The organism is Actinoplanes sp. NPDC019969 (genome assembly GCF_055562375.1).
Genome location: NZ_JBVHFK010000001.1, coordinates 743,257 through 756,200 on the forward strand (window position 1 = coordinate 743,257; position 12,944 = coordinate 756,200).

At 72.1% G+C, this 12,944-nt stretch carries 10 protein-coding genes; 4 read left to right on the forward strand and 6 right to left on the reverse strand.

What is annotated here, in order from left to right:
- Nucleotides 1-250: 250 nt before the first annotated feature.
- Together ACZ3II_RS03595 and ACZ3II_RS03600 are read right to left on the reverse strand one after the other, a co-directional pair.
- Nucleotides 251-1,120 (reverse strand): ABC transporter permease, encoded by an 870-nt coding sequence (locus ACZ3II_RS03595; protein WP_465516037.1) that lies wholly within the window; start codon nt 1,118-1,120, stop codon nt 251-253.
- Nucleotides 1,117-3,831: an alpha/beta fold hydrolase gene (locus ACZ3II_RS03600; RefSeq protein WP_465516038.1), complete on the reverse strand. Its 2,715-nt coding sequence runs from the start codon at nt 3,829-3,831 to the stop codon at nt 1,117-1,119. Before ACZ3II_RS03600 ends, ACZ3II_RS03595 begins: the two co-directional genes overlap by 4 nt.
- An 84-nt stretch (nt 3,832-3,915) precedes the next feature.
- Between ACZ3II_RS03600 and ACZ3II_RS03605 the strand changes: the two genes are divergently transcribed.
- Nucleotides 3,916-6,237, forward strand: coding sequence for an AAA family ATPase (locus ACZ3II_RS03605; protein WP_465516039.1), 2,322 nt, complete (start codon nt 3,916-3,918; stop codon nt 6,235-6,237).
- Between the two features lie 51 nt (nt 6,238-6,288).
- On the opposite strand, the gene ACZ3II_RS03610 is transcribed toward ACZ3II_RS03605, so the two are convergent.
- Entirely contained in the window at nt 6,289-6,609 is a 321-nt protein-coding gene (locus ACZ3II_RS03610) for a DUF3263 domain-containing protein (RefSeq protein WP_465516040.1), read from the reverse strand.
- Between the two features lie 119 nt (nt 6,610-6,728).
- Nucleotides 6,729-7,514: a DeoR/GlpR family DNA-binding transcription regulator gene (locus tag ACZ3II_RS03615; protein WP_465516041.1), complete on the reverse strand. Its 786-nt coding sequence runs from the start codon at nt 7,512-7,514 to the stop codon at nt 6,729-6,731.
- Between the two features lie 190 nt (nt 7,515-7,704).
- On the opposite strand from ACZ3II_RS03615, the gene ACZ3II_RS03620 reads away from it, so the two are divergent.
- From ACZ3II_RS03620 to nagA, 3 genes are read left to right on the forward strand one after another with little or no spacing between them, the layout of a single operon-like run.
- Entirely contained in the window at nt 7,705-8,628 is a 924-nt protein-coding gene (locus ACZ3II_RS03620) for an SIS domain-containing protein (RefSeq protein ID WP_465516042.1), read from the forward strand.
- Nucleotides 8,625-9,551 (forward strand): ROK family protein, encoded by a 927-nt coding sequence (locus ACZ3II_RS03625; protein WP_465516043.1) that lies wholly within the window; start codon nt 8,625-8,627, stop codon nt 9,549-9,551. The genes ACZ3II_RS03620 and ACZ3II_RS03625 overlap by 4 nt, the downstream gene beginning before the upstream one ends.
- Entirely contained in the window at nt 9,548-10,645 is a 1,098-nt protein-coding gene (gene nagA, locus ACZ3II_RS03630) for an N-acetylglucosamine-6-phosphate deacetylase (protein WP_465516044.1), read from the forward strand. The genes ACZ3II_RS03625 and nagA overlap by 4 nt, the downstream gene beginning before the upstream one ends.
- A 172-nt stretch (nt 10,646-10,817) precedes the next feature.
- On the opposite strand, the gene ACZ3II_RS03635 is transcribed toward nagA, so the two are convergent.
- A complete protein-coding gene (locus ACZ3II_RS03635; protein ID WP_465516045.1) occupies nt 10,818-11,510 on the reverse strand; it encodes a phosphatase PAP2 family protein in 693 nt (230 codons plus the stop codon).
- 10 nt (nt 11,511-11,520) lie between these two features.
- Nucleotides 11,521-12,927: a trypsin-like serine peptidase gene (locus ACZ3II_RS03640; RefSeq protein ID WP_465516046.1), complete on the reverse strand. Its 1,407-nt coding sequence runs from the start codon at nt 12,925-12,927 to the stop codon at nt 11,521-11,523.
- Nucleotides 12,928-12,944 lie beyond the last annotated feature (17 nt).

Genomic DNA, 12,944 nt, shown 5'->3' on the forward strand with positions numbered 1-12,944 from the left:
GTACGCCGTAGCAGAGCACCGTGACTCGCGGCAGCCACTCCAGGCGTGACACCGGACCGTCCCCGGCCGGCGGGTCATGCATGTGGTTTGCCCGGCTGGTTGTCAGGGCTGTCTCAGCGCCGCTGAGACAGCCCTGACAACCAGCCGGGGAGCCCCACGCATGAGCGGGAGCCGGGGACGGTCCGTCAGAGCCGCCCACCGTTGCTGCCGCGAGTCACGGGACCGTGCGTGGCCCGTACCGGAAAAGGTCCTAAGAAGTGACGTCCTTGCGGGTGAAGCGGTAGAAAGCCAGCCCCCAGAAGATCGTCGCGTAGACGATCGCCGAGATCGTGCCCTGGGCCAGCTCGTCGGTCTGGATCGGGGTGGAGAGCAGGCCGCGCCAGGCGTCGTTGTAGTACGTCGGGAGGATCTTGCGCAGGTCGCCGAGCGCCTCGATCTCGTTCAGGATGTTGGACAGGATGCAGAGCATCACGGCGCCGCCGACCGCGCCCAGCGCCGCGTCCGTCAGCACCGACAGCAGGAACGCCAGACCGGCCACCACCAGCAGGGTCACCGCCAGGTAGGCGACGATGCCGAGCAGCCGCAGCAGGCCCTCGGCCGGTGGCAGCTCGGCGGCGATGGAACTGCCGAGCGGGCCCCAGCCGTAGCGCAGCGTGCCGATCAGCAGGCCGGTGCCGACCAGGGTGAGGAGGGCGAGCAGCGAGTACAGCCCGGCGACGGTCAGTTTCACGCCGAGCAGCCTGGCCCGGGGCACCGGGATCGCCAGCAGATAGCGCAGGCTGCCCCAGCTCGCCTCGCTCGCCACGGTGTCGCCGAAGAACAGCGCCACCACCACGACCAGCAGGAACCCGGCCGAGACGGCGAGGCAGAACAGCGCGAAGTTGAGCCCGCCGGAGGTGGCCAGGTCGGCGATGCTGCTGAACGCGCCACCGCCGTCGCCGTCGTCGTCACGGCCGCTGGTGTTGCCGAACTCGAACGCGCCCAGCACGATCAGCGGCAGCACCACCATGAACCCGAGCGCCAACTGGGTGCGCCGGCGGGACGCCTGCCGCTTCACCTCGGCCCAGATCGGCAGCGTGCGCGAGGGCTTGTAACCGGTTGCCGCTTCGAGACTGCTCATCGGTCTCCACTTCCTCGCGAGTTGTCGCCGACCAGGGACAGGAACGCGTCCTCCAGGCGGCGGCGCGGCACCAGCCGGTCCACCCCGATCCCGGCGCCGACCAGCGACGCGACGATCTCGGCGCGGGCCGTGCCGTTCATGTCGACGATGAGCCCGTTGGGGCCTTCCGGCTTGACCGAGCGCACGCCCAGCTCCTCGAGGATCCGCGTCGCGGCCGGCACGTCCGACACGTCGAGCTGCACCGACGGGGAGTCCCCGACGATGTCGCCGACCGGGCCGGACGCCACGATCCGGCCCTTGTTGACGACCACCGCGTGGGTGCAGGTCTGTTCCACCTCGGCGAGCAGGTGGCTGGAGACGAGCACGGCGCGGCCGTCGGTGGCGTACCGCTGCAGCACCCGGCGCATCTCGGCGATCTGCGGCGGGTCGAGGCCGTCCGTCGGCTCGTCGAGCACCAGCAGCTCGGGCAGGCCGAGCATGGCCTGGGCGATGGCGAGACGCTGCCGCATGCCGTGGCTGTACTTGCGGGTCTTGCGGTGCACCGAGTCGCCCAGACCGGCGATCTCCAGCGCCTCCTCGAACCGGGCGTCCGCCCACGGCCGGCCGGTGGCCTGCCAGTACGCCTTCAGGTTCTCGTAGCCGCTCAGGTGCGGCAGGAAGCCCGGCCCCTCGACCAGCGCGCCGACCCGGGACAGGATCGGGGCGCCCGGAACCAGCCGGTGCCCGAAGACGAAGATCTCGCCGGCGGTCGGCTGGGTCAGGCCCATCAGCACCCGCAGCGTGGTGGTCTTGCCCGCGCCGTTCGGCCCGAGCAGGCCGACGACCTGGCCGCGCTGCACCCGGAAACTGATCTCCTGGACCGCCACGAACCCGTCGCCGTACGCCTTGCGCAGCCCGTTGACCACCAGCGGCGTGTCCGCGTGCTCGGCGACCACGGTCACGTCGCGGCGGCGGTGCCGGATCCGGCGGACCAGCAGCAGGAGACCCAGCCCGAGCAGGATCACGCCGACCACCCCGGCCAGCGCCCACCACCAGAGCTGGCCCGGGTCGGCGATCGGGGTGCCGACGAGCGTCGGCAGGGTGAGCGCCGGCTCCACCGCGACGGTGTGGACGGCGGGCGTGGCCGGGCTGAGGTACGCCTGGTCGGTGGTCGCCACCGTGATGCGGATGGTGTGCCCGGCCTCGATCTGCCGGACGATGGCCGGCAGCGTCACGGTGACCGGCTGGGCCTGCGCGATGTCGGCCGGCAGCCCGGTGAGCCGGATCGGCGCGACCAGGCCGGCGCTGAGCGTCGCCGCGCCGTTCGGGTCGACGTCGTAGAGCTTGACGAAGAGCACCGCCTCGCCGGCCGGCGACGCCACCCGCAACTTCACCGCCGGCGCGCCGGCCACGTCGATCGCGCCGGTCAGCGGGGCCGACGTGAAGTTCGCGTGCTGGCCCGGCACGTCGATCGCGACCCCGCCGCTGAGCAGCGAACTCAGCCGGCTGGTGAGGCCGGGCATCGACGAGATCGCGCCCGGGTTCCCGTTCGGCGGGTTGGCGATCGGCTGGGCCGGTCCGGTGACGGCGACGTCGGTGGTCCCGGTTCCGGAGATGCCGGGGTACGTGTCCGCCGAGTACCCGTTGGTCGCCAGATCCCTGCTGGTCGCGCTGAACCCGGCCACCCGTGACCAGGTGAAGTCGTCGCTCGGCGGGTCGCCCTCGCCCTTGAGGTAATGGTTCAGCCACTGCAGCGTGAGGAACTTGACCCGGTCCGAGTCGTTGGCCGGGCCGGACCCGCCGTCGTGACCGCCGGTGAACCAGGCGACCTTCACCGGGGTGCCGGCCGCGGCGATGCCCTTGGCGTTGGCATCCGCCTCGGAGAGCGGGAAGAGGCTGTCCACGGCGCCCTGGATGAGCAGCGTCGGCGCCTTGATCTTGCCGAGCACGCTCGCCGGGCTCGACTTCGCCAGCAGAGCCTTCGTGGTGTCGTCGGGGATGCCGGTGGTGGCCATCTGCAGGTACGCCTTGCAGACGTCCTCGGCGAACCGGCCGCACGCGGGGTCGGCCTGCGGCGACGTCTCGGCGGGACGGCCGCCCAGCTGCAGCGTCGACGCGCCACTGCCGAAGAAGTAACCGGCCCAGCTCTTCTTGAAGACGCCGCCGGGGACCAGCGACTCCTCCAGGTCGTTCCAGGTGATCGACGGGACGATCGCGTCGACCCGCTGATCCTGGCCGGCGAGCAGGAGGGCGAGCGCGCCGCCGTACGACCCGCCGACCACGGCGACCCTCGGATCGCCGGCGCCGTCGGTGGTCACCTCGGCGCGGGCGGCCAGCCAGTCGAGCAGCTTCTGCGCGTCCTTGACCTCGTGGTCCGGGCTGTCCAGGTGGATCTCCCCGGTGCTGCGGCCGAAACCCCGTGCGGTGTACGCCAGGACCGCGAACCCCTGCTCGGCCAGCGACTCCGCGTCGTCCCGGACGGACTCCTTGGACCCGCCGAACCCGTGCGCCAGCAGCACCGCCGGAACCTTGCCGTCCCGGTCCTCCGGCAGATAGAACCGGGCATCCAGCTCGACCCCGCCGTCACCGGCCAGGCGCAGATCCTCGGTCGTCCAGGAGACCGGCTCGGGGCGCACGGCCCAGACGGCCGCGGCGGCCAGCACCACGACGGCGGCAACCGCGGGAATGACCCGGCGCCGGGTGAGCCGGAGACGGTCGGTCAGGGCAGACATGGCGCACACGCTAGCCGGAGCGGCCTGAGCGGTGCCTGTGAAACCTCTCAGCAGTCCCACTACCCCCGAGCGGATAGCGTGGACATGCCGTACCCCAGGACGATCGAACCGGAGGCACGCTCGGTGGCCGATGATCTCACGCTGACGGTGAACCGCGGCTTCTCCGCGCTCGACACGGGCCGCGGCATCGTCCGGCTGCACCCGGACGTGATGAAGGCGCTGGATCTGCGGCCGGGCGACGCGGTCCGGCTGACCGGCGAACGCGCCTCCACCGGTGGCGCCGTGCGCGCCGGGACGACCGCCGGCATCGTCGTGGAGGCCCGCACGGACACCCTGGGCGACCTGCACGCCGACGACATCACCCGGGGCAACCTCGAGGTGGGGTACGGCGACCGGGCCACCGTCACGCCGATCCCGAAGGTCGAGGCCGGCCGGGTGACCCTGGCCGGCCCGCCCGAGGTGGTCGCCGTCCTCGACCCGGAGATCCTGCGGGTGTCCGTGCTCGGCAAGATGGTCAGCCCTGGTGACCGCGTCTCGCTGCTCCCGCAGGACGTGCTGCCGGACAACGCGCACCGCCCGCTCATCGACGAGGCCCGGCGCAAGCTGCGCAACCTGGTCGGCAACGGGTGGACCAGCACCGTGCTGACCGTGGTGGACGTGACCGGCGGCGACGCGGCGTTCGTCACCCGGGACACGACGGTCGGCTGGCATGACGGCCCCCTCGCCACACCGGTCACCGACGTCGTCGCCCCGGCCGCGGTGGCCGCGGCCACGACTCCGGAGGCGCCGCCGATCAGCCTGGACAATCTGCCCGGCCTCCGATCCCAGGCCAAGGAGCTGGAGGAACTGCTCGACCTGGGGTTCCACCACGGCGAGGTGCTGGCCCGGCTCGGCACCCGGGTGACGCTCGGCGTGCTGATCTCCGGCCCGTCCGGGTCCGGCAAGTCCGACCTGGTCCGGGCGGTGGGCGCCGCGGTCGGCGCGACGGTCCGGCCGGTCTGGGCGCCGGAGCTGGCCGCCCTCACCAACAGCGCCGCTGCCGCGCGGCTGCGGGAGATCTCCGCGGAGGTGCGCGACACCCGCCCCGCCGTCCTGCTCATCTCCGACGTGGAGGCGCTCGCCCCGCGTGAGGAGCCCGGCCCGATCTCCACGGTGTTCCGTCAGGTACTGGCCGCGACCCTCGCCGACGGGGTCGCTGTCGTCTGCACCACCAGCAAGCCCGAGTCGGTGGACCCGGTGCTGCGCACCCCCGACCTGCTCGCCGTCCAGTTGACGGTGCCCCTGCCGGACGCGGCGATGCGCCGGGAGCAGCTGACCGTCCTCACCCGCGGGATGCCGCTGGCCGAGGACGTGCGCCTGGACGAGGTCGCCGGGCGTACCCCCGGCTTCGTCGCCGCCGACCTCGGCGCGCTGGCCAGGGAGGCCGGGGTCCGGGCCGCGCTCCGCCTGGTCGGCGCCCAGGACGACGAACCCGGCACGGATCCCGACGTCACGGACCCGGCCGTCACGGAACGGCCCGCCATCGTGACCATGGCCGATTTCGAGGCCGCCCTGGACGTGGTCCGGCCCACCTCGATGGCCGAGTCCACCCTCGAGGTGGCCGCGGTGACCCTGGACGACGTCGGTGACATGGCCGACGTCAAGCAGGTGCTCACCGAGTCGGTGCTGTGGCCGCTGACCTACCCGGACACGTTCGCCAGGCTCGGTGTCTCACCGCCGCGCGGGGTGCTGCTCTACGGGCCGCCCGGGTGCGGCAAGACGTACCTGGTGAAGGCGATCGCCGGCACCGGCAAGGCCAACGTCCTGTCGGTGAAGGGCGCCGAGCTGCTCAGCAAGTGGGTGGGTGACAGCGAGAAGTCGGTGCGGGAGCTGTTCCGCCGGGCCCGCGAGGCCGCGCCCACCCTGGTCTTCCTGGACGAGGTCGACGCGCTGGCCCCGGCCCGTGGCCAGGGCACCGACGGCGGCGTCACCGACCGGGTGGTGGCCGCCCTGCTGACCGAGCTGGACGGGGTCGAGGACCTGCGCAACGTGGTGGTGATCGGGGCGACCAACCGGCCCGACCTGATCGACCCGGCGCTGCTGCGGCCCGGCCGGCTGGAACGGCTGGTGTTCGTGCCGCCGCCGGACGCCGACGGCCGTACCGCGATCCTGCGCGCGTCGTCGAAGGCGGTCCCGCTGGACGAATCGGTCGACCTGGCGGCGCTCGGGGCGGAGCTGGAGGGTTTCTCGGCGGCCGACTGCGCCGCGCTGATCAGGGAGTCGGCGCTGGCCGCGATGCGCGACTCGCTGGAGGCGACGACGGTCACCGCGGCGAACGTGGCGACGGCCCGCTCCCGCGTCCGCGCCTCGCTGGATCCGGCCCAGGTGGCGTGGCTGGAGGCGTACGCCAAGAACCACCAGCCCTGAAACCGCGTGTTGAGTTCGGCCGTTATTCGCGCCCGAACTCCACACACTCGATCACCGGCGGCGGGTGCGGGCGCGGGCCGAACGCAACCGGCGGAGGCGGCCGATCAGGACCGGGTCCTTCGCCAGGGCGGCGGGGTTGTCGAGCAGGGCGTTGAGGAGCTGGTAGTACCGCGTCGAGGAGAGGCCGAAGGTGTCCCGGATGGCCTGCTCCTTGGCTCCGGCGTGCTTCCACCACTTGCCCTCGAAGGCGAGGATCTCGATCTCCCGCTCGGTGAGCGGCCCGGCGTCCGGCGGCTCGGCCGCGCGCGGGGCGGGGATGTGCTGCTGTTCCCCGGTCGGTTCGGCGGGCTGCATGGCGCTCCCAGACGGCATCGGTGACCACATCACGAGGGATCCTCAGCATAGGGCGCACCGAAGATCCCCGCCGACGCTACGACAGCGTGTGTACTTCGGGCGCGAATAGCGGCCGAAGTACACACGCTCGCGGTTTTTCAGGCGGTGATGACGTCGACGCCGGCCTCACGGAACGCGGCGATCGTCGAGGCGGGCGCCCCGGAGTCGGTGACCAGGGTCTCGACCTTGCTGATCGGGCAGATCCGGGCGAAGGCGTGGCCGCCCAGCTTGGACGAGTCGGCGATCACCACGACCCGTTTGGCGCGGGCCACCATCAGGCTGTTCATCGAGGCCTCGCCCTCGTGGTGCGAGGCCGCGCCCAGCTCCACGTCCAGGGCGTCCACGCCGAGCAGCACGATGTCGAGGGTGACCTCCTTGAGCAGCGCCCCGCCGAGCGGTCCGACCACCTCGAACGATTGCGGGCGGACCACGCCGCCGGCCACCACGATCTTCATCCGGGAGCGCAGCAGCAGCTCGTTGGCGATGTTCAGGGCGTTGGTGACGACGGTCAGCTGAGAGCCCTCGCCGCCGGCGTTGAGGTCCGGCCGGACCGCCAGGGCCCGCGCCACCTCGGTGATCGTGGTGCCCCCGTTGAGCCCGACGACGGTGCCAGGGGTGACTAGGCGGGCGGCGGCCTCGCCGATACGCTGCTTCTCGGCGGAGTGCTTGGCGCTCTTGTACCGCAGCGGAAGGTCGTAGGAGACGCCGTTGGCGACCGCGCCGCCCCGGGTCCGGGTGATCATCTGCTGCTGGGCGAGCTGATCGAAGTCGCGGCGGATGGTGGCCTGGGACACGTCGAGACGGTCGGAAGCCTCCTCAACGGTCACCCTGCCGCTCTCCGTCAGTAGCTCAAGCAGGGCATTCCACCGCGCGTACCGGTCCACCCACCACTCCCCGATGCACGTTCCATGATAAGTGTGTGCACATTAGTGCGCGAAAGACCTGGAAGCAAAGAGATCCGATGCGCGAAGGCCCTTTGGCGCTTGCCCCGGCGGCGGCCTCGTGAGCACAATAACGCGCGAAAGTCCCGGGAACCGAGCGCGAATGCGCAGCATCTACCGGTGAGGAACAGCCATGAGCCATGTCAAAGCGGAGATCGCCACGCAACCGGAGTGTTGGCGGCAGGCGGCGAAACTAGCCGGAGCGCCAGGACTCCCCGCCCGGGGGGAACGGGTCGCCGTCGTCGGGTGCGGGACCTCCTGGTTCATGGCCAAGGCGTACGCGGCCCTGCGCGAGCAGAGCGGCCACGGTGAGACCGACGCCTTCCAGGCCTCCGACTTCCCGTTCGGCCGCCGCTACGACCGGCTCGTCGCGATCACCCGGTCGGGCACCACCACCGAGACCGTCGACGTGATGCGCGAGGTCCGCGAGCACACCCCGGTCACCCTCTTCACCGCCGACCGCGCCCAGCCCGCCACCGACGTCGCCACCGACACCGTGGTGCTCGACTTCGCCGACGAGAAGTCGGTCGTGCAGACCCGGTTCGCCACCAGCGTGCTCGCCACCCTGCGCGCGCACCTCGGCCACGACATCGAGACCGCCGCGGCGGACGCCGAGGTCGCGGTCCGGCTGCCGCTGCCGGTGCACCCGGCGCTGACCGACCAGATCACCTTCCTCGGCCGGGGCTGGACCGTCGGCCTCGCCGAGGAGGCCGCGCTCAAGTGCCGGGAGACCGCCGGCTTCTGGACCGAGTCGTACCCCGCCATGGACTACCGGCACGGCCCCATCTCGATCGCCGGGCCGCGCCGCGTGGTGTGGGCGTTCGGTGACGTCCCGGCCGGGCTGGCCGAGGAGGTGGAGCGGACCGGCGCCGCGTTCGTGCACGCCAAACACCACGGCGGGTACGGCTCGATCGGCCGCTGGGTGGGCAAGCGCGCCCCGCTCGACCCGATGGCCGACCTGATCCTGGCCCAGCGGGTCGCCCTCGCGCTGGCCACCACCCAGGGCCTGGACCCGGACAACCCGCGGAACCTCACCCGGTCCGTAGTCCTTACGTGAGCACCTCGCTAGTCGTCGCCCTCGATGTGGGCGGCACCGGGATGAAGTGCGCCCTGGTCCACCCGGACGGCACGGTCCACCACTCCGAACGCCATCCCACGCTCGCCGACCGCGGCCCGGAGGCGGTCACCGAGACGATCCTGTCGGTCGCCGAGTCACTGGCGGAGAAGGCCCGTGCGGACGGGTTCACCCCGGTGGCGGCCGGTATCGCGGTGCCCGGTGTCGTCGACGAGGTCAACGGTGTCGCGGTGTGGTCGGCGAACGTGGGCTTCCGGGACGTACCGCTGCGTGATCTCGCCGCGAAGCGGCTGGGACTGCCCGCCGCGCTCGGGCACGACGTGCGGGTCGGCGCTCTGGCCGAGGCCCGGCTCGGCGCCGGCCGGGGACGCCGGCACGTGCTGTTCGTGGCGATCGGCACCGGCATCGCCGGCGGCCTGGTGATCGACGGAACCGGCTATCCCGGCGCGCACGGAGCGGCCGGTGAGCTGGGGCACGTCGTGGTCCGCGCGGACGGGCCGGAGTGCGGCTGCGGGCTGCGCGGCTGCCTGGAGGCGGTGGCCTCGGCCCGGGCGGTCGGCCGGCGGTACGCCGAACTCTCCGGCGACCCGCGCGCGACCGCCTTCGACGTGGCCACCCGTGCCGCCCGCGGCGACGACCTGGCCCGCCGGGTCTGGCAGGAGGCGGTCGAGGCCCTCGCCGACGGCCTGCTCACCGCGCAGGCGCTGTACGACGCCGGCGTGGTCGTGCTCGGCGGCGGACTGGCCGAGGCCGGCGACGACCTGCTGCTCCCGGTCCGTGCCGCGGTCGCCGCCCGGGTCACCTTCCACCGGACCCCCGAGATCGTCCGGGCCGAACTCGGCGACGCCGCCGGCTGCCTGGGATCCGCCCTGCTCGCCCTGGACAGTCTGAAAGGCTCCTCGTGACACGTGCCTTCTCCGGCCGGATCGTCACCCCGGACGCGATCGTTCCCGGACATCTCGACCTGGACGGCGACACCATCGCGGCGATCGTGCCGGACGACGGCGTGGGCGACGACGTGCTCGTGCCCGGTTTCGTCGACCTGCACTGCCACGGCGGCGGCGGGCACACCTTCACCACCGGTGACGTCGACGCGGCCCGGGGCGCTGCCGCCTTCCACCTGGGCCACGGGACGACGACGCTGCTCGCCAGCCTGGTCAGCTCGCCGTTCGAACTGATGCGGTCGGCGGTCGACGGGTTCCGCCCGCTGGTCGAGGCGGGCGTGATCGGCGGGATCCATTTCGAGGGGCCGTACCTCTCGCATGCCCGGTGCGGCGCGCAGAACCCGGACTTCCTGCGGGACCCGGTGATGCCGGAGATCATCGAGCTGATCAAAGTCGGCCAGGGCGCGGTACGGATGATGACCGTCGCCCCGGAGCTCCCCGGCGCCCTGGAGGCCATCGCCTACCTGAGCGGGAACGGCGTGCTGGCGGCGATCGGGCACACCGATGCGACGTACGACCAGACCCACGCCGGAGTGGCAGCCGGCGCGACCGTCGCCACCCACCTGTTCAACGGCATGCGCCCGCCGCACCACCGCGAACCCGGACCTGTCGTCGGCCTGCTCTCCTCGACCGTCACGTGCGAGCTGATCGCCGACAACATCCACCTGCACCCGGGCATGCTGGCGTTCGCCGCGGGCAGCGCCGGCCCGGACCGGTCGGTGCTGATCACCGACGCGATCGACGCCACCGGCATGGCCGACGGCAGGTACGAGCTGGGCGGCCAGGAGGTCGTGGTCGCCGACCGGGTCGCCCGGCTGGCGGTCAACGGGTCGATCGCGGGCAGCACGCTGACCATGGACGTGGCGCTGCGCAACGCGGTCGCCGCGGGCCTGCCGCTGGTCTCTGCGGCACGGATGGCCTCGACCACCCCGGCCCGGCTGCTCGGCCTGTCCGACCGGGTCGGCGCCCTGGTGCCGGGGCTACGCGCGGACGCGGTCGTACTCTCCCCCGACCTCACACTGACCCGGGTGATGCGCGCGGGCACCTGGCTCTGAACCCACGTGTGGATTTGCGGCGCGTATAACGGCCGAACTCCACACACTCGCGGTTAGCGCCCGGACGTGTGGATTTGCGGCGCGTATAACGGCCGAACTCCACACACTCGGGGTCAACGGCTGGCGTGTGGATTTAGGGCGCGTATGACGGCCGAACTCCACACGCTTGGGGTTAGCGGTCCAGGCGCTGCGCCACGCGCGGCAGCGGGATCCGGTCCCACCGGACCCGCTCCAGCAGGCGCGCCAGGATCAGGCCGAGGAACAGCGCGGCGATCGAGTCGGTGAGCCAGTGGAAACCGGTGTAGACGGTCGTCACGAAGACGATCACCACCGGGACGATCCGGAGCAGGGCGAACTCGCGGCCGGTCAGTTCCCGGCCCAGCAGAGCCGTGATCAGCAGGCCGAACACGGCGAACCACACGATCGCGTTCGCCACGTGGCCGGACGGGTAGCTCATCGACAGCGCGCCGGAGGCGTCCGGGTTGAACATCACCGTCCGGTTCTCCAGCGGAAACTTCGGCGCGGCCCGGTCGAAGAAGATCTTCGCCGGGCCGATCACGGCGGCGGTCAGCACGAACGCCGCCGCGAACGGCAGCAGCGCCCGGATCGATCGGGTCCTCCGCAGCAGCAGGGCCGTCAGCACGGCCGCCACCGGCATCAGCAGCGAGCCGCCCTGGCCCAGGTAGTTGAACACCCGCGCGGTCCAGTAGACCGGGCCTTCCGAGTGGTGCTGCTCGAGCGCCAAGGTCGCCACCCGCTGGTCCAGGTCCAGCAGGTGGCCACGGACCAGCGCGACGGTCAGGGCCACGAACGCGGCGAGCGCCACGACGTCCGGCCACCAACTTCGGGTGATCTTGTTGCTCACCCCTACAAAACTAGAGGTACGCGCGCAACCGCGTCGCCAGCAGATCGCCGCGCACCCCGGAGTTGGGGCAGCCGCCGAAGTGGTGCAGCGCCACCACCTTGTTGGTGGCCCGGGAGATGACCGGCGATCCGGACGACCCGCCCGCGGTGTCGCAGAAGTACGAGACGTCGGAGTGGGCCGCGTACCCCGTGTAGTCGGGGTTGTCGACCGCGCAGTTGCCGGCCGCCTCGCCCTGGCTGCCGGCGATCCGGGCCGGCTCCCCGGCGGGGTGCTGCGGCACGTAGAGCGCCTGGCCCCGGCGCGGGCGGGCAGCGTCCAGGGTGAGGTAGCCGAACTTCTGCACCGACTCGAAGCCGTCGACGGTGAAGAGCGTGTAGTCGTACGTCTTGTCCGTGCTCAGCACCTGGTCGCCCCACACCTTGGTGGGCTTGAAGACGTCGAACCCGCCGCACTTGGCGCACTGGTAGTTGAACCAGACCTCGGTGTCGTACGCCTCGTCCGAGGTCGTCAGGCAGTGGTTGTTGGTGATCATGCGGTTCTTGGCGCCGACCCGCCAGCCGGTGCACAGCTCGGTGCCGTTGATCAGCAGCCGGGCGATCGCCTTCGACTTGGTGTAGGCGACCGGGTCGCTCGACTCGTAGCAGACCGCGTCGGTGGAGGTGTCACTGCCGCAGACCGACTCCTCCCGGCCGGGGCCGGCCGGTTGCCGGTGCTTCGCCGATTCCTGCCGCCGCTGCAGCACCTCGCGTGAGTCACCACGGGCGACCTTGTCCACACCGATCCCGAGGCTGCCGAGGACGTCTGCGGCGCCGAGCGGGTTGACCTGGCGGTGCACTTCGACGACGGCGGTGTCACCGGTGATCGACATGGCCCAGCGGCCGTCGGCGTCGCTCTCGTAGCGGTACGACTCGGTGCCCGCCGGGTTCGACACCGTCACGTAGTCGCCGGGCAGCATGGCGAGCCGGTCGAAGTGCAGCTTCACATAGGACGCGCCGGGGTAGGCGAACTCCTGCCGCTGCGGCCCGGCCAGGTATCCGAGCAGCTTGTCGACGTCGAACAGCCGGCCGATCCGTTCCCGCCCGCTGCCGGGGGTGGTTGCCGACTCGATCGGCCGGTTAGATGCTGTTTCGCGTGGTTCGACGTCCGGTGCGGACGATGTGACCGAGGGGGACGGCGAGGCTTTCGTCAAAGACGGTACCGGTGATGCCGCCGTGGTTCGTGGGGCGGCTCGGCGCGCGGCGGGCGATGTCGCGGCGACCCCGTGCTCGGCGACCGGGGTCCGCGCGACCGGAGCCGCCGCGGGCCGGGTGCTTTCGGCCGGGCCGTCATCGGTTCCCGCCGACGCCACCACCCCGGCCATACCGGCCAGGGCCAGCGCGGCGCACGTTCCGATGACGATGCCTGTCTTGCGTCGCATGCCACTCCCGTACGTCG